The organism is Bacillus tianshenii (assembly GCA_020524525.2).
In the GTDB taxonomy this organism is placed as follows: domain Bacteria; phylum Bacillota; class Bacilli; order Bacillales; family Bacillaceae_N; genus Bacillus_AV.
Window position 1 is genome coordinate 1,489,860 of the sequence record CP129018.1, and the last position, 21,976, is coordinate 1,511,835.

The window sequence follows — 21,976 nt, forward strand, 5'->3', positions numbered from 1 at the left end:
TCTCCTCACTCATCAACTTCTCACGCTTTTGACAAACATTTTCAAACGGTCTAAACCATCTAACACATGTTGTTTCGGTGTTGCCACGTTCATACGTACGAACCCTTTGCCTGTTTCCCCAAATGTGTACCCTTGATTCAAGGCAAGCTTTCCTTCGGTAATTAACTGTTTTTCTAACTGTTTATAATCAAGACCAAGGCTGCGGCAGTCAATCCAAATAAGGTATGTGCCTTCTGGCTTTATCACTTGAAGTTCAGGTAATTGCTCCTGCACAAAATCAACAACTGTTTTAACGTTTTCCTCTACATATTTTAATAAATGATCTAGCCATTGTTCACCATATTGGTAAGCTGCTTCCATCCCAACTAAGCCAAATGTGTTAAGATGGAACATCCCTTGTTTCACTTTCTGATCATTCACCTTTTTACGAATTTGTTCATTTTCAATAATCATATAAGAAGCTTGAAGACCAGCTAAGTTGAATGTTTTACTAGGTGCCATACACGTAACTGTAATCTCCGCAAATTCTTTTGAGATAGAGGCAAACGGGATATGCTTGTGCCCATCAAAAATCAAATCACCATGAATTTCATCGGAAACGATGATGATGTTGTGCTTGACGCAAATATCACCAAGACGCTTCAATTCCTCTTTCGTCCAAACACGTCCCACTGGGTTATGCGGGTTACATAAAATCAGCATCTTTGTTTCTTCATCAATTATGCTTTCTAACTGTTCGAAGTCCATTTCGTAACGCCCATTCTTTTCTTTTAACGTATTTAATGATAGTTGACGGTCATTCTTTTCCACCATCTTAAAAAAAGGAAAATAAACTGGTGGCTGAATGATAATTTTATCTCCCGGCTCAGTTAAAGCATTAATTAAAATACTAATTGCAGGCACAACTCCTGCACTAAAGGAAAGCCACTCCCTCTCAATATTCCAGTTATGACGATTCAACAGCCAATTTATAATGGACTCATAGGTTGAATCAGGGACATGCGGATAACCATATATTCCGTGCTGTGCTTTTTCAATAAGTGCTTTTTGTACGGCTTCTGGCACTTGGAAGTCCATATCAGCAACCCACATTGGATGAAGTTCTTTTCCTCCAAAGATTGCAGAGGCACCATCCCATTTTGCAGAATCTGTATTCCAACGATTATGTATTTGTTCAAAATTCATCGCATATCCTCCTTTTCGAAGCTTCTTCTACTGTTAGTATAGAACAGGCCAGACAAATGCAAAAATATTTCGCTTTGCTTTTCGTTTTTTTCTCCACGTATTATAATCTTAACGATAAGGAGGATTCTAATGCGAAAAACTGAAATCTACATACTCGGCGGGTTTCTCGGCAGCGGGAAGACGTCATTACTGACTCAACTGCTGCAGCATGAAAAGGAATTAAACCGACATGTTGCTGTTGTGATGAATGAAATTGGAGAAATTTCTGTTGATTCAAACGCAGTTTCAGAAGAAACACCATTGAAGGAATTATTAAATGGCTGTGTTTGCTGCTCACTTTCCGGACAATTTGAAGCACAGCTTGCAGATTTACTCTCAAGTTACAACCTAGATGCTGTCTATATTGAAACAACAGGCGCCGCGCATCCAATGGAAGTATACGATGCATGCCTATCACCGATTTTTGCAAATAAAATTGAAATGAAAGGCATTTATTCGATTGTTGATCTAAACCGTTGGAAGCACCAAGAACAGATGAGCATCCAAATGCGCAGACTTATGCATGAACAAATCAAACATGCGGATGTATTACTATTAAATAAAATGGATACGGTAAACGAACAGGAGCAAGGAAGTCTTCTTTATCAAATTCAATCGTTAAACCCAAAAGCGAAAACTTTTTTCACAACGTTCGCAAAGGTGAACCCAGAACAGTTAAAACAATCACCACTAACAGAAAAAGAAGCACACGAACAAGCCCCACATTTGCATATTAAGTCATTTGTTTATACGTTTTCCTCCGCAATTAACCGGACTGCCTTTGAAGATTTTCTACGGACGATGCCTGATACCGTCTATCGTGTAAAAGGTTATGTCAAATTTACGGATGCTGAAAACATTTATTCGTTCCAATATTCCTACGGGGTGCCAATGCTCATGCCAGACCTCATGAAGATGCCCTTAACCCTCGTATTTATTGGGGAAGAACTTGATCGAGAAAAGCTCACACAACAACTGCAACAGCTAGAAGCATAAGAAAATCCGCCTTAAATGGCGGATTTTCTTATTACTGCTCAAATGCTTCCTTTAAGAACCTTGATATTTCTAGCTGTTTTGTTCGAAAGTACTTCGGTGAGGAAATATAAAGCTCTTCCATCGCGCGGGTAATGCTAACATACATTAACCGGCGTTCCTCTTCCACTGATTCATTAACCTGCTCTTCGCTGCTAGCCTTTTCCGTTGGCCTGTCCTCTGCTGCTTCAAGTGATGAACTGTGCGGCAAGATTTGTTCACTTGCACCAATTAAATAAACAACTGGAAATTCTAATCCTTTTGCCCCGTGAATTGTCATGAGAGAGACTGCATCTGGGTTTTCTTGTTTGCGCAGGTTTTCCATTTCATAATGCTTTTCGATAATTTTTTCAACAAAGGCAATATATTTGCGCAAATCTTTGAAATGGCTGGCTGATTCACTTAATTCATCTAATGTTTCTTGAATAATATCTTTATGAAGTGTAAATGTTTGACGTTTGTTATCTTGTAAATAAGCTTCATATTGCCCTGTACCAGAACGAATTTCTTTAATCGCTTCCAATGCTGTCTTCTCTTTTAATGTCTCAATCATTTTAATCCGTTCCTCAAGCTGTTTCTTTTGAAAGGCTTTTAGCTGTGGTAAATCTCGTAAATAATGCAGGGCAGGCTTTCGGTCACCAGTAAGTTCTCCTTCTAACAATTTATTTCGGATAAAATCCAGTGTCCGATCACGGTTTAAATAAAGCGTCGGACAAATCCCCATCACTGCTTCTAAATTATTAGGATTCAAACTAAGCCTTAAATAATCAAGTACTGGCCTTACCAAACCTTGTTCATAGAATAAATCTTTATTGCTGTGCAATACGAAAGGGATTTCCTTCCACACTAATTGGTCGACAATCGCCCGGCTTACAGCATGGGTTCTGTACAGTACGGCTATGTCACGAAATTCCCGTTTGCCATCATTCACATCAGCTACAATTCTTTCAATAACAGCTGTTGCTTCTTCTGTCGTAGTAACCGGGTTTGCATAGGATGGCTGTAAGCCTTTTGTATGTGATGCATTCAACTTCTTCTCATGGCGTTCGCGATTATATTGAATCACTTCATTCCCTAAACCGACAATATAAGGGTTAGAGCGATAATTAATATCCAGTGTTACAATTTCCGTGTGAGGAAAAATGGATGGAAACTCTAAAATAATTTTATGATTTGAACCACGAAATTGATAGATTGTTTGGTCGTCATCCCCAACAACCATTAAGTTATTTCGAGGCTCGGCAATCATTTTTAACACTTCATATTGTGCTAGATTTGTATCTTGAAATTCATCAATAAGAATATATTGAAAACGTTCCTGAAGCCTTGTTCGCAGTTCGTCATCTTCTGTCAGCAAATCGTATGTAAAATATAAAATGTCATCAAAATCCATATAATGATGTTCAATCTTAAATTCGTCATATGATGTATAAATCGCTTTGACCTCTTTTTCAACAGGTGTCGTTGCTTGTAATTTCTGCGGCGGGATAAGCATGTTTTTATAATAAGAGAACTGAGAAAGAAGTGTTTCAGGGTCATACTCATCTTTAAGACCCATCTCTTTTAAAATCTTTTTAATAATAATTTGTTTATGACGTTCATTTGATAATATTTTCTGATCGTAGCCCTTGCTTTTTAAAATACGGAGAAAAACAGAATGAAACGTCCCAACCATCATATGTCGCAGCATCGGTTGTGTAATTCCAGGAATTCTCGTAATACGGTCTTTCATTTCCCCGGCAGCTTTTCGTGTAAAGGTTAAGAGTAATATGTTTTCAGCACGAATTTCTTTCACTGAAAGCATATAACCAACCCGTGAGGTAAGAACCGAGGTTTTTCCGCTCCCAGCACCTGCAAGCGTCAGCAATGGGCCTTCTGTATGTCGAACCGCTTTCAGTTGGTTTTCATTCAAGCAAATACCTTTTTGCTCTAGCATGCGAAAATAGAATGCATCGTTATCTGAAGGTGAGACAAGCTCCACAGTTGTTTTGCGATTTGTTTGCGCAGCTTTTGGAATCATTTTTGCCTGCACCGGCTTCTCTTTATAAATGTCGTTATGTAAGGTCTTTGCGTGACTCATCGCCATCTCACTCTTTCTGCATAAAATCTACGGGTTTCACTTCTCCATTGTACAAAAACTTTTTAAAAAATAAAGGATTTCCTAGGAGAGAAGCACGTTTTACATGTAAATCAGTTTACTTTCATGACTGTTTGCGAGTATAATGAGGGTAGTTAATAGAGGAAAATAAAAAAAGAACCGACGATGCGCAAACATCGACGGTTCCATCTAGCCGCAACCGCAGGAAGAGCGGTCGGCTCATAACAAAAGAGAGTAACTCACCCTAATGCTTGGCCGTTGCAGGGTGGGTTACTTTTTTATTTTATCAATCAACAACACAATAAAATTGAGTAACGCAACGAGGAATATACCAGCTGAAATGACAACTTGTAAATCCTGCACTGTTGGCAGCACCCCCTTTCCTAAAGGGGTACCAACCGCCCACCCTGCTTATGCGACTGTATTTCCATGATACAACAGATCGTACGTTCGCACAATCATACGAAGGACATGTTATCGAAAGAGATGTCAGCCAACAAAAATGACGAACATACCCGCCACAAATAAAATCAGGTACATACCAAATATCACCTCTAATGGCTGTAGCTCAAGACGGTTACTGATCTTAATTTTTTTCTTTGGAAGAGGATAGGATTGCTTTTGACCAGTTGGAATCCATGGGGCACGCTGATAATCGGTTTGAAAATAATTTTGTAGCCCCTTAGCAAGCAAGACAAAAGAACTAGTCGCAAAGATAAGAGCAAACAATGGGATTAATAAAATGTGTTGGTCGTGCCAAATATAACCCCGTGATTGGCCGATAAGCCCTGCCCATTCATTTGTAATCGATAAATAAATCGTTGGGTCTCTCTGGACTTCTGTTCCTCCGATAAAAAGATGAAAAATGCCGAGTTGCCCCATAACTGTCATGACATAGACAATTTCCATCACAAACATAACCAGCAACCCTTCTTTTAATTGAGGAAAAATATGCTTCCAAACGATTCTGTTTCGGTTCGCACCTAAAGTTCTCGCAACCTTTATAAATTCCATCTCGGAAATTGTCTTTGTTTGCTTGCGAACCGAGGCAACAATACTCGGTAAACTAAGAAGTGTTGTTAACCCTATAAAAACAGTCACATGCTGTGAGGGTTCAAGTGATGTTTGAAACGAAATCGGACGCAAAAAGAAATACAAAATTAAAAAGATGGGCACATAGCTCCAAGAATTTTCAACTGCACTCCACCAAGTGAATGGTTTTCGCGATGTTCCAGCGTATAGGCCAATCACACCCCCAATAATAATTTTTAATATGGAAACCGCAAAAGCAATGCCAATCGTATATTTCGCTCCATAAAGAAGCTTCGTTAACAAGTCATATCCAAAATTATCGGTTCCTAACAAATATTCAGTGGTTTCAAACGGACGCATTGGTGGTGCAAGGAGTACGCCCTCACCGTCAATCATTTTGTATTCAGATTCTAATTTGTCCTCTAACGTATAAGGAGCGATTTTATGGCCTCCGATTGAAACAAAAACAAGGACCAATACGAGAAAAAGCCCGACATACAACGGTAGATTTAACTGTTTTAATTTACTCATAGATAAATCCCTTTCTAAACAAAGCTAACAGCAGTTTGACGACACCTAGTACCAATAATGCATCCACTAACAGCGCCAGCAAGCCTAACAGCATGGCTGAAAAATCCTGAACAGCAAATATATAATGAGTAAGTCCAATGATATTCAGTAAGTACTCCACGATGAAAAGGTTTCCAACAGTTAATGAAAGGCCTTTTGTTAATTCAGCATTCAGATACGTTTGCATGTTTCGGTATATGTACTGCATATGAATCGTAGAGCGCTTAAGTCCTTTGGCAACAGCTGTCCGAATATAATCTTCACCGCTAATTTGGATATAGCGCAAATGAATAAGCTTTAAGAAATAAAAAGCTGGTGCAATCGACAAAATCAAAACCGGAAACCAAAAGTCAACTGTCGCTTTATCAGATGTGAGCGTGACAACCCGAATTCCTGTCCATTCATATATTTTTACAGCCAGCATAATTGCAAATAAAATAATTACAAAATCCGGCACTACGGATAAAAGATTGATAAGTGAACGCATGTAACGAAACAATGGAAAGCGCGCCGCAAACAACCCTAATAGTAATGCAAATGCCAACCCTAAACATAGACTTATAAGCAAAACAAAGAATGTACGCACGGTCCGCTCGAAAAATGCAGCATCTACTTTTTCAAACAAGCCTTGCTGTATACTACTTTGAAATAATTCACCGACTTTGTTTAACTTTAATGTAAAGCCTGCTCCTGTTTCGGTAACGATAAATGGCAAGACGGTAATAGCAATGATTAACATGGCCACTACTACACCCTGCATGATGTAATTCTTCAAAATCTCCCTCACCCCTTACTACTCTATTATAATATTTTGACGTAAAATTTAGAAATTTGTCACCCCATTAGGAAAAGTTTTTAAAATTTTGGGCAAATTAATTGCTCTGCAGCATAAAAAACCCTTTGCACAAAAGATGCAAAGGGAAAATTTGTTTATTTATAATGACTCATAAGGGAATGCATCTGGGTCATAGCCCATTCGGTCATTTTTATTGGTTGCTCGCATTTGTTCCATTTCTTCATTTGTTAGCTGGAAATCAAAGATATCTGCGTTTTCAACAATCCGTTTTTCACGCACAGACTTAGGAATCGTCACAACACCATTTTGCACTTCAAAGCGAAGTGTAATTTGAGCTGGTGTTTTCGAATATTTTTCTGCTAATGAAACGATTGTCGGGTCGTCAAACACCTTTCCTCTCATAAGCGGTGCCCACGCTTCTAGTTGAATATTATGTTTTTCACAAAAATCGTGTAAATCCGGTTGCTGAAGAAATGGGTGATATTCAACTTGATTAACAGCTGGCACAACATCACTATCTGCCATTAAGTCTTCTAAATGGCTCACCTTAAAATTACATACACCGATTGCTTTCACAACCCCGTCAGAATAAAGCTTCTCTAACGCCTTCCATGTTTCTTTGTATTTACCAGGAACAGGCCAATGAATGAGATAAAGGTCAATCGTATCAAGCCCTAATTTCTTTAAGCTTCGTTCACATGCTTGAAGTGTTTCATCATAACCTTGCTCTGAGTTCCACACTTTTGTAGTGACAAAAATCTCTTCACGGTTAACCCCAGATTCAGCAATCCCTTTTCCTACTTCTTCTTCATTGTCATAGAAAGAAGCGGTATCAATCAAACGATAACCATGTTGAAGAGCTTTCTTTACAGCCTCGACTGTTTCTTGCTCATTCTCCATTTTGTATGTTCCAAGTCCGAAGTAAGGCATGTTTACACCGTTGTTTAATGTTGTATAGCTTTGAATATTGTTTACCATATTGGCCACCTCCATGATAATTTGCTGCGATTTGACTTACTTTTGTTCCCGACTTGGCGGCGCCATAAATTCTGGGCCAACAGGGTCTTGAATATTGCGTTGTAGGATCTCTTCAATAGCCTGCTTTGTTTCATCATCTAGTTGAAAATCCATCATACTGTTAACTGGCTCAACTTGTTCAGGCTTTCTTGCACCCCATAAAGCAACATTCGATCCTTGTTGGTCTAAGTTCCAGCGTACCGCAAGTGATAGAATGTCTTTATTAAACTGCTCTCTTGCTAGCTTATCTAAATCATCAACTGCCTGCAAATATTGTGAAAACCGTGGTTCTTGAAACTTTGGGTCGTTTTTCCGAAGATCATCTCCTTCGAATTTATGGTCTTTTGACATTTTACCCGTCAACAACCCACGACATAGGCTTCCATATAACAAGGTTGATAGATTATTGGTTTGTGCATATGGAAAAATATCTTTCTCAATGCTGCGTTCAAATAGATTATAAGGCGGTTGAACAGCATGAAGAGGAGCCACCTTCATAAATTCATCTAGTTGTTTAACAGAAAAATTACTGACACCAATCGCTCGAATCTTTCCTTCTTGATAAAGCTCATGCATCGCTTGTGCTGTTTCTTCAATCTCAACTAAGGGGTCTGGCCAATGCACTTGATAGAGATCAATATAATCCGTCTGAAGGCGGCGCAAGGAATCTTCAACTTCCTGCTTAATCCGTTCTTTTGTAGCATTGCGGACTACATTTTCCTCCTCGTCCCAATCAAGTGCAACTTTTGTAGCTAGCACAAGCTTGTCCCGCTGCCCGTATTGCTTCACTGCTTTCCCAACGATTTCTTCAGAACGACCAAATCCATATACAGGTGCGGTATCGATTAAGGTAATTCCTTTATCAATGGCAGAATGGATTGTTTTAATGGATTGCTGTTCATCTGTTCCACCCCACATCCAGCCGCCAATTGCCCATGTACCAAGGCCAATCCTTGAAGCTTCAATCCCTGTACTACCAATTGTTGTATATTCCATACACTCACCTTCCTTTAGTTGAATAAGTACCTCTTGTAGCTATTTCACTTTTTCACCTGCCTAAAACATTAAAAAGAGACTGCAGATATCGAAAACTGCAGTCTCTCTATTAAATTAGCTTGCTTTTCTTATTTTTAACACTTCTTCAGTCGGACGGATAAAGCGAATAAGGCTAAAGAAGATGCCAGCGACAATAAAGAAAACGACCATTCCTAACAGCCCTGTCTTATATAGCAAATCAATTGCAGTAGTTGCATAAATGCTTAAAGCGGCTGAAATGATAAGCGCTGTAACACCTGAACGATTCGAACGAAGCAATGGTTTCCATTGACCTCTTGCATCGATAAGTGTAATGAGTGAAATGGTTGTCATATTTACAATCATCCCAACCCAAACCGGGTGTGTGTTTAAGTAAAACGTTGAAATGTCCCAATTGCTTAAGTGATACCACAGCAACCCTGAAGCAGCTCCTGTAAATAATGAAACAAGCGCTGCTCTTTTTGTTACAATCGGCCAGAATAATGCTGCAATGACTGGAGCAAATGTAGCGGAATTTCGCGTTACCCATGCAAGAACATTCCACCAGGCTGATTGCTCAGCACGAAGTGTCGCAAAGATAATCATTAAACCACTTAATAAAAGTAGCGACCATTTCGTATAACGAACAAGATCTTGTTCATTTGCTTTCGGATTAACCGCTCTGCCAACATCCCGGCCTAGACTTGTTGCTCCAGAAAATTGACAAGGAGCACCCCAGCTAAGTGCAGCAGCCCAGAAACCGAGGAAGAAGAGCGCTGTTAATGGTGCAGGCAATGTTTCCATTAAATAAAGCGGAATGGCTGTTAACCCTCTTGCTTCACCAGGTACCACTGCAGCAGCTGAAACCCCGAATACAATCGCGCCGATTATTAACGGGACACCTATAAGGGCGGCAAGTAATAAACCTTTCTGTCCTTCTTTTTCATTTTTACACGAAAGTGCCATTTGAAAGGCTGCTTGCGCTAATACAACATTCAAAATAAATGTCCCAAACCAAGCAACAATTGTCTGAATCCCGACAGACGTCCAAGAAGCCATTGCTGGTTTTGCTTCAAACAATTTTGTTATTCCATCTATACCTGGATTAAGGAAGAAGGCGTATGTCCCGATACTCAGCATAATAAAGAATACAATGACATTGCTTAGCTGTGTAAAACCAATCGACCACATGCCGCCGAATTGTAAATAGAAAAAAAGCAACAGCGCTGTAATTGCAACTGATACAACAAATGGTACCCCTGTAAAAACACTAAGTGCAGAAGCGAACGCTAGCGACGTTGCGACAGACCACATCGGAAATGTAAAGGCTGTTATTAATCCTGCAAGTGCTTGAACCTGCCTTCCAAAGTGATCACCAATTAAACCAGAGATTGTGACAAGTGCTTTTTTTCGAAACGGTGAAAGAATAACAAATGCAATCAACAATACTTGCACCGTCTCTGCCACTCCATACCACACAGCCGAAATACCCGTTGTATAGCTTAATTCAAGTATCGCAATGTATGAGGAACCAGAAAATAGCCCTGTAATACAAACGGCCACAAACCATTTACCAAAGTTTCTACCTCCAACAAAGAATCCATTTCCGCTTGCAGCACGTTTTCTTGCTAACCGTCCCGAACCAATTAAAAAGAACGTATAAATCAATGCAAATGCAATAAACCAATAACCTGTTTCTGTCATGTGTCTCACTCCCTTTTATTATTTACCACATTAAACCACCTAATATAACCTACTTACTTGGTTTTAAAACTTAAAAAAACCTCTTCAAAAGGAAGAGGGTAAATGACTGACACTCCTCCTCATCTTTCAGACCAATTCGTCTGTTGGAATTAGCACCTTGACAATGCAGGTTGCTGCGGGATCTCAGGACCAGCTTCCTCCCCCGACTCTTGATAAGGAAATACTCATTGAATTATTAAATGTGATACTACATGATTCACGGTTTATTTGTCAATATATTTTTTATAATCTGAATAATAACTTTTCCATTAGAGCTAAGCAACATGGTAAGAAAACAACAAAAAAACCTTAGAGTGAAACCGCAATAATACAAATATCATCATTAGATGAAAGCGAACGATTACAGCTTTGAGTTATTTTGGAAATCAAGGTATTATTCTTATCATGTTCATGCTCCCTTAAAGAGTGTTGAATCATCTTTAAACTTTGTATAGGCGAAGGATGTAAGGCATCCATAAGTCCGTCGGTATATAACACAATTTTTGCTGCTTGATCGTAGTGTAGTTCGCCTTTTTCAATTGGTATAGATGGAAAAGCACCTATCATAATGGTGCCCGTATCCAAGGAAGTAACTGTGCCTGATTCGATTACGTATGCAGGAGGGTGTCCGGCATTTACATATTGGATTTCTTTTTTGTGGGTATCAATTAGAAGATAAATGGCCGTTAAATGAGAGTTGATTGACTTATCAGCACCTTGAAATAAGTGATGCATATGTTTATTAAGTTCTTGCATCACAAGGACCGGGTCGACTATACGTATAATCATTCCTCGAAGCAATGATCGAATGGACATACTAATTAATGCAGAAGAAATGCCATGCCCCATTATATCAAGTAAAATAATTCCATATTGATAGTCAGATATTTGAAACCAAGCATACATATCACCAGCAAGACTTTCACACGGAACATAGGTCGCCTCTACCGATATATTATCTTGATATAACGGTTCGCTTAAAACACTGCGCTGAACTTGTTTGGCCATTTCTAATTCTTTTGCAAAATGAATTTCTTCTTTTAACGGAACAGCTTTCATATGCCATATTAACCCTGTCATTTCTCCCTTGTGGTTAATGTTTGGTAGTATGGAAACATCTCTTTCCAAGCCGGAGTCCCCAAATAGACGGATTTTTATTTTTCCTTTTGAAATTTCTCCATTTTGAACCGTTGCCCAAAATTTTGACTGCTCACGATACGTTTCAGCTTCATAATAAAAGGTTTTAATATTTTTTTGAAAGAGGTTTTTAAGTTGAAATCCTGAAAGTTGTTCAAAAAGGCTATTACACCAAATAATTTCACCCTCAACAGAAGTATAGACTAATGCAGCTCCACTATGATAAATAATCTCCAATAAACTTTTATTCAACTCTACAGGAGCTTGAAGTGTATTGATTGAAAAGCAATCAATTGAATCATTTATATCCTTCATCCATAGAAACCTTTCTTTCTTATATTTTAAATTTATTCACTTGACCATGAAGCTGGGATGAATAATTTGCAAGTTTATTGGCACTATGTTTCACTTCATCCATAATTCCTGTCAACTCTTCTGAGGAAGCTGATACCTCTTCGGCCCCTGCAGCTGATTGCTGGCTAATACTTGATATTTCTTGTGTGGAATCTGTAATTCTTTGCAAATATAGTTTGAATTCCTCTAGCATTTCTTGGATCTTTGTCGTGTCATCTTCCGTTTCTCTTACTTTACTGACGATATTGGTAATAAACTCGCCGCCTTGCTGAATAATTTTCACTTGCTCTGTTACAGCTTCTAAGTTACTTTCCATCGTTTTAACTGTTACATATGTTTCAGCTTGGATATCATTAATCAATTCTGTAATTTTTGAAGCCGCTCCATTTGATTGCTCTGCAAGCTTGCGAACTTCCTGTGCAACAACGGCAAACCCCTTTCCTTGTTCTCCTGCCCTGGCAGCTTCAATTGCGGCATTTAAAGCTAACAAATTCGTTTGATCAGCAATGTCACTAATTGTCGTTATGATACCTCCAATTTCATTAGAGCGCTTACCAAGTTTTTGAATAGCATCAGTTGCAAACGTAACGGTTTTGGTGACAGTACCTAAGTGTTGAATAGCTTCATTAATTTTCTGGTTTCCTTCTTTGGCTAATGTTGTAACAGTAGCCGTATTCTCCACGTTACGTGCAGCTTGAACCATACCTTCTGAGAACTTTGCGTCTGATGAATCAATCAATTTCACAATTTGGTTCGTTTGATTAGCTTGATGTGCAGCACCATCAGCAATTTCCGAAATAGTGAAAGCAACCTGCTGAGAACTTTCATTCGCCTGAAGAGCTGAACCTGTCAAAGCTCTGCTACTTTGATTCAATTCATTTGATAAACCATTCATTTCTTTAATTAATTCAACTAAACGCTGACGCATCGTTTCAAATGACATGGCCAGTTTGCTTGTCTCATCTTTTGAAATCGGGATAATTGGTTCTTTCAAATTCCCTTCTGCTATCTCTTCTGTACTCCTTATCAGTTGGACTATCGGATTGATAATTGAGCGGCCCATGATTGCTGTAATCATAACTGATACTAAAATAATAATAATTGAAGCGATTAAAATTAATAATTGTAAAAATTTGCTTTTATCTATCATAAAGCTAAAATCTGTATTCATCTCATCTAATGCTTTACTAGAATATTTATCCATTTCATTATGTAAATCTTCAGCTACCTGATCAAACTCGCCCATTATTTTATTGCCTGACTGTGGACCACCTTCCACATATGCTTTGGCCATTTTTTGACCAGTATTATAGTATTCATCAAAAGCTTGTTCTAAGGTTCTTAGCTCTGATTCATTGCTCGGGTTTAGCTCTATCAATCTTTTAATATCTTTTTTAAAGCTTACTGCATATTCTTCAGCTAAATCAAATCCATCATTAAGACCGTCAAGGCCTCGAGTAGCACTAATATCTGTTAACCATTGTTGAACTTGAACGATCGATAATTCCATTTCTTTAACAGTTAGCGCTGTCTGTAATGATACTTGGTCAACTTGATGCAGCTTTTGTTTGAAGTTCCCAAACTCCTTGTATTGATAAGCACTTGTGGCTGCAAATAAGATGAAAATAATTCCTAATGACAAAAGAATTTTTGTACGAATACTTTTCATATTTTCCCCTCTTTTATCTTAATAGTCTTGTAAGAGCTTCTGAAAACTTTCATCATTTTGCAACTTATCGAAAGCTTCTTGATCATTATGGACAATCGGAAACAACAAATGAAATTTTGCCATTGTAAAATATTCAGCAAGTTCATCGTTTGAAATGACAAGGACAATTTTATTTGTTCGTTCTTTTAAATGTTTAGCCAAATTTATTAGTACACCAAAGCCAGTACTATCAATAAACATGACTTTTTCCATATTAAGAATGTAGCCTTCTGCTTCCCCTATGTCTGCTTGTAGCTTCGCTTTTACTGTCGAGGTGTTCCCATAAATAAGCTTTCCGCTAAAAGCGATTTTTTCATATTGCTGCATCCTTTCAATATTTACTCTTACCTCATTTTGGTCTTCAAAATTTGTCATCTATTTCCTACCCCCATTATTTTAAAACCAAATTCGTAGGTTTCATTTCCTAGTTCTTTGTACCACATTTTATCTGTTTTTTCCTTAATTAACAGTAAGCCTCTACCACTTTCTTGCCATAGAATATTTTCAAGTTGCTTAGGATTTAATTGGTCTAGGTAAGCTTGAGACAATCCGCCGACAGAATCAATAACTCTTATTTCAATGTCTTGGCTTAGTTTTAATTGAAACGTGAAATATTGATTAATTTGTTTAGAATTATATTTTTTTGAAATTGCTTCTACCGTATTTATCAATGCTTCATGGATGAGAAACTTCAATATATGGACACGCTGCAATTTAAATCTTTCAAATGTTGTATGACAAACATCCATTATATATTCAATTGATGAAGCTGATGACTTGCATGTGAAAGCTACTTCAACGTCCATGGCTACCTCCTTTCTTCAATAAGTCATACTTTAATTGTATACATTTTGATGAAAATCAAGTTAATATTACCATTTTAATGTAATTATAAAGAACTACATTTTGACAAGTTATTGAATTATTTGTAAGATTACATTTAAATATGATACGTGAAAATTTAAATTCGAAAAATAAAAATACCGGCACTTGGCCGGCATTTTCTTCTCAATTGATAAATTTTTCTTCACTTTTATTCACCACAGCTGCCCCAACAAGGTCACCCATTACATTTGAAGCGGTACCTACCATGCCAATTAATGCATCTACCCCTGCAATAAGTGCGACAATTTCAATTGGAAGGTTAAACATTTGGAGCACAATTGATAGGGAAACAAGACCAGCGGCCGGAACGCCTGCAGTACCTACTGAAAGTAATGTTCCTGTTAAGACAATGATCAATAACTCTGTGCCGCTCATTTGAATCCCTGCCACATTGGCTGCAAAAATAACGGAAACACCCATGCGTAAGGCTCCTCCATCAGAGTTAAAGGCAGCCCCAAGCGGCAGACTGAAATTTACGATACGATCGGAAATTCCCGCTCGTTTCGCAGCATCCATCGCCACAGGAAGAGAAGCAATACTGCTTGAGGTGAAGAAGGCTGTTGTGTAAGCTTCCTTTGTATCTTTTAAAAACTTCATAATTGGAATACGGTAAAAAATCAAAAACATTCCATATACAAGTAGCCAGAGAATTGCTATTCCTCCGTAAAAGACACCAACCAGCTTAGCTAACGATTCTACTGTCTGCATCCCCTGCTTTCCGAAGGTAGTAGCGCTAATCGCAAACACTCCAATCGGGGCATATTCCAAGACGCCGGTCAATATACGAAATAGCATCTTGTTCGCTGCTTCTGCGAAGTGATGGAGCGTTTCTCCATATTGACGCATGTGCTGTTCTGTTGAAAAACGCATACCTGCGATAGATAAACCAATAATAATTGCTAAAAACAAAATTGCAAGTATATCTCCACTTGTAAATGCTTCAAACATATTTTTTGGAACAATGTTAAGGAAAACCTCTGAAACAGAAGGTGTTTCTGGTACTTCCACCTTCTCTTCTCCAAGACTTAACCCTTCGCCTGGATTTGTCCAAGCGGCTAATCCAAAACCAATTGAAACAGCTGCTGCCGTTGTTGTTAAATAATAAAGGAACAGCTTGCTCCCGACTCTTCCTAATTGCTTTGGATTCATCTGGTCTACAGCCAACACAACTGTTAAAAAGATAACCGGTATCGCAATCATATTTAATAATCTTAATAATAAATCACCTAAGGGGGAAACAATCGTCGCTGCGGGTCCAACAACTAGCCCTGTTATAATACCTAATAGAAAACCAACACTCACTTTTATAACAAAAGATGTATTTCGATACACCCGCCATAATTTCTTCATATTTAACCTACCTTTTTGCTATGTTTTTACTTCTTTAGCATGCCTTGTTTTGTCATAACTTGCAAGAAATATGGTGTACAAAAGAAAAACACACCCATTTTATAAGGTGTGTCTATCTGCTATTTTTGGAGATAGCTTTTTCTTCCCTAAACGCTCATCATTTGCTTCTTCTTTAAGAGCTTGAAGCCATTTTAATTCTGTTTCTAAGTGCATTTTAACGCCTATCAATATATAAAGCTTTGCCAATTCCTTAACATCTTCAAGCCTAGCTAAGTGGCGAGTAGTTCTCTAATAGTCGTTCAAATTCACCTCTGCCTCTCAGTATAAACACCCTGTTCCATGAAAAAGGGTGTTATTCATCAAGTAACAGATCACTTGCACGACAAAGGATACAATATGTTAACCCTTTTTTTCTTCGCCGTAAAACATGTCGGTGTTCTTGTTTCATCTCGATAATCGAATCCCAAAATGGGAGAACCCGACGTAAGCCCGAAAGATGCTGACGGATATTATCTGGATGTATGTCAACGTGATAAGTTAAACTGTTTCTAAAAATATTTAAAATGGTTGTATTACCAGTCCATTTATCATTTTTCAGAATCACATAAGCAATCCAGAACTTATTAACTTCTAATCGCCGGAGCTCCCCTTCGTATTTTATATACATCCCCTCGTCACTTAAAATGAAGTAGATGGTTTCGGGTGAGTTTTCATCTAAATAGCTATAATACCGCTCCTCTGACACAATACGTTTCTCATCAGGTGTTACGATTCGATAACGCAGCCGCTCCAAGCTTTCTGGTTCTGTAAGAAAAATTTCTTGTTCATATTGCTCCACTTTATCTTCGTCAATTTCTAGCTCACAATTACCTTCTAATTCTTGTTTTCTTTCCAACGCTTGTTTTGCAATTTGAAACCCACAATTAGAAAGAAACATGTAGGACAGCATTTTCTGCGTATCATTTAATTCGCCTGTTTTCAATGCTCGTTCAAAATAAAACACAGCTAAAGAAAAGAGATGTTCCCTGTAATAAAGATGGGCCAGCCGATAATTAGCCACTGCATGTTTAGGACTAAGCCGTAAAGCTTTTTGTAAATAGTTTCTTGCCATTTGTTTGTTTGGTCTTGCCGACATTTTAAAATTCTCACCATGAAAGACATAAAGGTTTACAAGCTGTGCCTTTAACATTTCACTTCGGTTAGTATCCTCCGCCTGCAATGCTTCGTTATAGGCTATTTTTAATTGATTTTCCTGTTGTATTGGTTCAATATCCCGAATTCGCTCCATTGTAGCTCCCCCGCCTCAAGTTATTCTCATGTGAAAGCCACTCACATGAGCCTTGCTATACTATGAATATAACAAAAAAAGGAGCTGATGCTACATGTTAGTAAACCTTCAAACACTTTTTATTCGCCATGGGTTCTTAGCGGAAGATTTAAAAGAGGGCATTATGCCAACAATAGTGGGCCGTTGTCTTCACAATACAGTTGAACAACTTAAAAAAGAAGGAATATCCCAAGAAAACATAACTGAAGATCAGTGGATTCATCTTTTAGAGGGAGCATGCAAACCTGAACGTGTTGGCGGTGAATTATTGCTTGATTCTGAAAAAGGAGACCTTCCATTTGCTGACTTAGATACGTATGTCCGGGGCATTGTGAGATGGTTAAATGAACTTCGTATTTATACTGGAATGTGCTGTGATGGTCACAATAAACGACCTGCTCGAATTTGGTTTAAATATCCTTTAACATTTAAGCAAAAAAGACTTCTTAAAGTATGTGCTCCTTCAACAGTTGATTTACTTTTCCATGGAAGTGAGCGTAAGGTTTCTCTTCGATACAAAGAAATATCTGATTTGCTTGAAATGGCTGAACGTCTTTATGCAGTATGGCAGTCACCACGTATGCTTGATCGTTATTTAGCTGCTGCAAATAAAGCTTACTTTAAAAAGCTTTTCAATATTGTTGGTGAAAGTGGAAATGAACGAAGAATACGTCAATACTTAGTAAATAGACTTTCGAAGCAAGTTGACGATGTATATGTGGACAGTGCAGGGAATGTTCTGGCAACCTATGAATGCGGTGACGGTCCAACCATCTTATTATCTGCCCATATGGATACATGTGAAGCGATTCACCCAACACGGGAAATCATCGAGAATGGGACAGTGCTTTCTTCAAGCAAAGGGATTTTCGGTGCAGACGATCGAGCAGGAATTGGGATTATTCTAAAAGTAATTGAAGAGATACACAAGCTGAATTTCAATGGGACAATAAAGCTTGCTTTTACTGTTAAAGAAGAAATCGGATGTGTAGGAGCAATCGAAATGGACCGCCGCTTTCTAGAAAACGTCGACGCAGCTATCGTTGTTGACCGGAGAAACAGTCGCGATATTGTCACATCACGCATGGGTATTGATTTATTTTGTGAACAAGCATACGGTCGATTGTTTGAGCAGGCTGGCCAAAGACTAGGGATGGCAGATTGGAAAATGACAGAAGGCGGAACAAGTGATGCGCTTATTTTTTCTCGGGAAGGCATACCTTCTGTCAATCTATCTGCTGGCTACCAATACGAACATACAAACAACGAAACATTTGATCTTGTCGCTGCCTATGAAACGATTCAACTTATTCGTGATGTGTTACATCATCCGAATGAACTTCAAAATGCTATTTCAAAAAGAACGAGCGCCAGCCTTTAAGGGGGCGCTTGTTGGATGTTAAGCCTTTTCTTCTTCAAACATTTTATTTAACTTTTGGTACGTATGCGGGAATTGTGCTTCATAACGTAAGTACGTTGGAATTGGATATCGTACACCGCCTTTATGCGTACCCTGTAAGCCTTCAAGAAAATCATCCACCATTGAATAAGGGAACGTAAAGGCCATTTCATGATCATGAGTTTGACCAAACACTCGGTCACCGTAGCATGGTAAGATTACTTGCGGTTTATCTGTTTGCTTTGTGCGGATAATTAAGTCCGCACAGTCAGCACGAGATGAGAAACTTGACGTGATTTCCCCACCTGTGTTGTACAGTGCTGCTGCGACCATTCGCATGACTTGAGCTGAGTTCCCGTAGACAATGACAAGCTCAGGGTCAAAAGATGCTCTTGTAAGCGGGGAAATGACAACAGTGCCAGCCTCTGCTTTTGTAAATTTCGGAACAGCGGCTTCTGTTTTTGCCCCAAGCTCACATGTTTTTGTATACATTTGGTTAGGCAGGTTTCCATCTTTATAAAAATCAATTTCATCTTCATAACCAAAGGCTACCTTTGCAATTGGACAGGACTGGTCCTCTGCTCCCATTGCCATTGCCCATCCATAACGGCGGGACATTGTCACAGCTTGACAGATACTAAACGTCATCCCTAAATCTTGTTTCGGACGTTTGATTCGTTCAGGTAATGCCTCTTCTTCCTTTAAAACTTTTACTGCCAATGGAAAGGTATCAGGGCGTACGTACTTTTCAATCGCTTCATTTAATACGACTAACTTTTCTTGTTCAACCGTTGTTGCTTTCTCCACATTTCTTCCCCCTTACAAAATATCGTATTCTTAATATTTTGACATTTAATTGTAGAATCCTGCTTTCATATGACAAACCTTCCCTATCATACATTAAAACAAGGCGAATTGAGGTGATAACATGTGGAAAATAATCGATTGGCAACTGGTTAGCTTTGTCTCTATGACAATGCTTCAAGACTATTGGCTGCACATCCACCTTCCGAAAGTTTATTATTATGATACTCTTTTTGAACAGAATAACGATAAAAAGGCGGCCTAACTAAGCCGCCTTTCGTCTTTAAGTTGGTGATTGTATTTTCCTTCTTGCCAAAAATTTTGAAAGTAAGCCATGTGAAGGAGAGAGAAAGAAGGTGAGGCCAAAGATTAAACCTGCGATTGTAGCCATCGCGCCAGCAATCGAAACATTAAACACCGTAGCTGTGTAATATCCAATAACAGCACTGAGCACTCCAGTTACCGCACTAAGCAACAACATAAGGTACAGCTTATCAGTTAAGAGATAGGCAGTAGCCCCTGGGACAATTAACATCGCAACGACTAAGATAGCTCCAACACTATCAAATGATGCTACAGTTGTAAGAGAAACCATTCCCATCATCATATAATGAATGAGGAGAACAGGAATTCCGATTGCAGCTGCCATTTGCGGGTCAAAAGAACAGATCTTAAATTCTTTATAAAACAGCACAATCAACAACACATTGATAATCAAAACAGAGCCAAGCATCCAAACAGCTTTCGGACCGAGATTCATATCATTGTATGTCAACGTATCCCACGGAATAAATGTTATCTCGCCCATTAAGGCATGGTTGACGTCCAAGTGGACATTTCCTGCATACATGGATATAAGAATGACACCAAGGGCAAAGAGGGAAGTAAACACAACGCCAATGGCCGCATCACTCTGCACACCGCTCGAATCTAAAAGCTGTACAAAAAATGCCGTTAACAGCCCAACAGCTGTGGCGCCAATCAGCATATAGATACCGTCAAGCGATTGACTGACCAAAAAGGCTAATACAATACCTAAAAGGACGGTATGACTAATTGCATCTGCAAGCATTGCCATCTTTCTTAAGATAAGAAAACACCCTGTAATCCCACATGTGACACCTACAAGGGAGCCTGTAACAATTATCCACGCTTCATAACTCATGCCTGCACCTTCCTTTCATTTAACAAATAACCTTCATTGTCACTCCTTAGTAATAATGGTTCACGATTATATTGACTCAGTTTTTCTTTAAGCTGACTTTTCAAATGCGAAGGGAGCTTCTCATAGTCTGTGCGTATATCCTCTACTTCAGGCACCGCAAACTCCTTCTCATGCATTAAATAAATTTCCTGCAGACGATATTGAAGGGTATGCTGGTGAGCTTGCTTCAAACCACTTGATGATAACTGAATACCATCGTTTTCTGTAAGCTGGATGAAGCCTCTTTTACTCAGCTTTCGAATTGCTGATTTGAGTAAAATGCTTGAAACAGGTCGCTTGGCATTAATATGTTCAGTGGTAAAAGACATTTTTCCATTGTTACCTGCTTCTTCATACAGCTCATACAAAGAGATAAGCACATATTCCTTTGCTGTTTGTCTTTTCATCCGCAAATGTTTAATTGTCTTTATGAGTAAGCCTCTTTTTGGGGCAAACAACAAGGAAAAGAGGAATATTATTGTGGCAGCGATGACGATAATTGGACCTGTGGCAAGCCCTTCCGCAACTGTACTTAATAATGTTCCACTAACACCTGCTACTCCTCCAATTGCTCCTGAGAGAATGACCATAACGCTTAATTTTTCGGTCCAATACCTTGCAGCAATTGCTGGTGTAATCAACATAGCTGACATTAACACAACTCCAACTGCCTGAATTCCGATAACCACTGCACCGACAATTAATGTCATTAATAACCCATTAAACCACTTCACAGGCATTCCAATTCCTTGGGCAAACGCTGGGTCGAAGCTTAGCAATTTGAACTCCTTAAATAAAAGTGCTGTTAGTAATAATAGACATGCGGCAGCACCGGCAATGACTTTCACATCATTTCCAACAAGTGATGCGGCTTGACCGAAGATAAAATCATCCAACCCACTTTTATTCCCTGAGGAAGATTGCGTAATTCGCGTTAGCAACACAATTCCAAAACCAAAGAAGACAGAAAGCACGAGGCCGATCGATGTATCTTCTTTAATACGGGAGTGCTTTGCAATCGCTTGAATAAAGTAAGTGGCAAGTAGTCCAGCCAAAGCCGCTCCAATTAAAAACAACGGCATGGACTTCTTACCATATAAAATAAATGCAAGACAAACACCAGGAAGTGCTGCATGAGCCATGGCATCGCCTATCAAACTTTGCTTACGCAAGAGTGCAAAGCTTCCTAACACCCCACTTGAGATTCCAAGCAGCAAGGTGCCCGCTAATACCCACTGTGTATTTGCATTCCCTAACATTGCAAGCATTTCCTGAAGCATTG

The 21,976-nt window shown here is 38.8% G+C and carries 20 protein-coding genes and 1 riboswitch; of the genes, 2 read left to right on the plus strand and 18 right to left on the minus strand.

Annotated features, from left to right (window positions below; translation table 11 throughout):
• Positions 1 to 12 precede the first annotated feature (12 nt).
• Positions 13 to 1,185, minus strand: coding sequence for a PatB family C-S lyase (locus LC040_07510; GenBank protein ID WLR52730.1), 1,173 nt, complete (start codon positions 1,183 to 1,185; stop codon positions 13 to 15).
• 129 nt (positions 1,186 to 1,314) lie between these two features.
• Between LC040_07510 and LC040_07515 the strand changes: the two genes are divergently transcribed.
• On the plus strand, positions 1,315 to 2,220 hold the full coding sequence (locus tag LC040_07515) for a GTP-binding protein (GenBank protein WLR52731.1): 906 nt from the start codon (positions 1,315 to 1,317) through the stop codon (positions 2,218 to 2,220).
• A gap of 31 nt (positions 2,221 to 2,251) precedes the next feature.
• On the opposite strand, the gene LC040_07520 is transcribed toward LC040_07515, so the two are convergent.
• The 14 genes from LC040_07520 to LC040_07585 form a co-directional block, all read right to left on the minus strand.
• Positions 2,252 to 4,336, minus strand: a complete 2,085-nt coding sequence (locus LC040_07520) for an ATP-dependent helicase (protein WLR52732.1) — start codon at positions 4,334 to 4,336, stop codon at positions 2,252 to 2,254.
• 288 nt (positions 4,337 to 4,624) lie between these two features.
• Positions 4,625 to 4,717, minus strand: a complete 93-nt coding sequence (locus LC040_07525; GenBank protein WLR52733.1) for a putative holin-like toxin — start codon at positions 4,715 to 4,717, stop codon at positions 4,625 to 4,627.
• A 126-nt stretch (positions 4,718 to 4,843) separates the two neighbouring features.
• Entirely contained in the window at positions 4,844 to 5,917 is a 1,074-nt protein-coding gene (locus LC040_07530) for an ABC transporter permease subunit (GenBank protein ID WLR52734.1), read from the minus strand.
• On the minus strand, positions 5,910 to 6,731 hold the full coding sequence (locus LC040_07535; protein WLR52735.1) for an ABC transporter permease subunit: 822 nt from the start codon (positions 6,729 to 6,731) through the stop codon (positions 5,910 to 5,912). Before LC040_07535 ends, LC040_07530 begins: the two co-directional genes overlap by 8 nt.
• Before the next feature lie 159 nt (positions 6,732 to 6,890).
• The gene (locus LC040_07540; GenBank protein ID WLR52736.1) at positions 6,891 to 7,730 is read right to left on the minus strand and encodes an aldo/keto reductase; all 840 of its coding nucleotides are present in this window, start codon (positions 7,728 to 7,730) and stop codon (positions 6,891 to 6,893) included.
• A gap of 36 nt (positions 7,731 to 7,766) precedes the next feature.
• Positions 7,767 to 8,765 carry an aldo/keto reductase gene (locus LC040_07545; protein ID WLR52737.1) on the minus strand — a complete coding sequence of 333 codons (999 nt, stop codon included), beginning with the start codon at positions 8,763 to 8,765 and terminating at the stop codon, positions 7,767 to 7,769.
• A 114-nt stretch (positions 8,766 to 8,879) separates the two neighbouring features.
• The gene (locus LC040_07550) at positions 8,880 to 10,487 is read right to left on the minus strand and encodes a sodium:solute symporter family protein (GenBank protein WLR52738.1); all 1,608 of its coding nucleotides are present in this window, start codon (positions 10,485 to 10,487) and stop codon (positions 8,880 to 8,882) included.
• Positions 10,488 to 10,603: 116 nt separating this feature from the next.
• Positions 10,604 to 10,706: riboswitch (SAM riboswitch) on the minus strand.
• Between the two features lie 129 nt (positions 10,707 to 10,835).
• Complete coding sequence (locus LC040_07555) at positions 10,836 to 11,978, minus strand: SpoIIE family protein phosphatase (protein WLR52739.1); 1,143 nt, start codon at positions 11,976 to 11,978, stop codon at positions 10,836 to 10,838.
• Between the two features lie 19 nt (positions 11,979 to 11,997).
• Positions 11,998 to 13,686, minus strand: coding sequence for a HAMP domain-containing methyl-accepting chemotaxis protein (locus tag LC040_07560; GenBank protein WLR52740.1), 1,689 nt, complete (start codon positions 13,684 to 13,686; stop codon positions 11,998 to 12,000).
• Between the two features lie 18 nt (positions 13,687 to 13,704).
• The gene (locus LC040_07565; GenBank protein WLR52741.1) at positions 13,705 to 14,100 is read right to left on the minus strand and encodes an STAS domain-containing protein; all 396 of its coding nucleotides are present in this window, start codon (positions 14,098 to 14,100) and stop codon (positions 13,705 to 13,707) included.
• The gene (locus tag LC040_07570) at positions 14,097 to 14,531 is read right to left on the minus strand and encodes an ATP-binding protein (protein WLR52742.1); all 435 of its coding nucleotides are present in this window, start codon (positions 14,529 to 14,531) and stop codon (positions 14,097 to 14,099) included. The genes LC040_07565 and LC040_07570 overlap by 4 nt, the downstream gene beginning before the upstream one ends.
• Before the next feature lie 202 nt (positions 14,532 to 14,733).
• Positions 14,734 to 15,960, minus strand: a complete 1,227-nt coding sequence (locus LC040_07575) for a dicarboxylate/amino acid:cation symporter (protein WLR52743.1) — start codon at positions 15,958 to 15,960, stop codon at positions 14,734 to 14,736.
• Between the two features lie 99 nt (positions 15,961 to 16,059).
• Positions 16,060 to 16,206: a hypothetical protein gene (locus LC040_07580; protein ID WLR52744.1), complete on the minus strand. Its 147-nt coding sequence runs from the start codon at positions 16,204 to 16,206 to the stop codon at positions 16,060 to 16,062.
• Between the two features lie 106 nt (positions 16,207 to 16,312).
• Positions 16,313 to 17,248, minus strand: a complete 936-nt coding sequence (locus LC040_07585; GenBank protein ID WLR52745.1) for a hypothetical protein — start codon at positions 17,246 to 17,248, stop codon at positions 16,313 to 16,315.
• 94 nt (positions 17,249 to 17,342) lie between these two features.
• Here LC040_07585 and LC040_07590 point away from each other — a divergent pair, with 94 nt between their 5' ends.
• Positions 17,343 to 18,668 carry a M20/M25/M40 family metallo-hydrolase gene (locus tag LC040_07590; GenBank protein WLR52746.1) on the plus strand — a complete coding sequence of 442 codons (1,326 nt, stop codon included), beginning with the start codon at positions 17,343 to 17,345 and terminating at the stop codon, positions 18,666 to 18,668.
• 18 nt (positions 18,669 to 18,686) lie between these two features.
• Here the strand turns inward: LC040_07590 and LC040_07595 are convergent, their stop codons facing one another.
• The 3 genes from LC040_07595 to LC040_07605 all read right to left on the minus strand — a co-directional run bounded on the left by LC040_07595 (position 18,687) and on the right by LC040_07605 (position 21,974).
• Positions 18,687 to 19,493 (minus strand): DUF169 domain-containing protein, encoded by an 807-nt coding sequence (locus LC040_07595; protein ID WLR52747.1) that lies wholly within the window; start codon positions 19,491 to 19,493, stop codon positions 18,687 to 18,689.
• A gap of 280 nt (positions 19,494 to 19,773) precedes the next feature.
• Positions 19,774 to 20,655, minus strand: a complete 882-nt coding sequence (locus tag LC040_07600) for a metal ABC transporter permease (GenBank protein WLR52748.1) — start codon at positions 20,653 to 20,655, stop codon at positions 19,774 to 19,776.
• Entirely contained in the window at positions 20,652 to 21,974 is a 1,323-nt protein-coding gene (locus LC040_07605) for a metal ABC transporter permease (GenBank protein ID WLR52749.1), read from the minus strand. The genes LC040_07600 and LC040_07605 overlap by 4 nt, the downstream gene beginning before the upstream one ends.
• Positions 21,975 to 21,976: the final 2 nt, after the last annotated feature.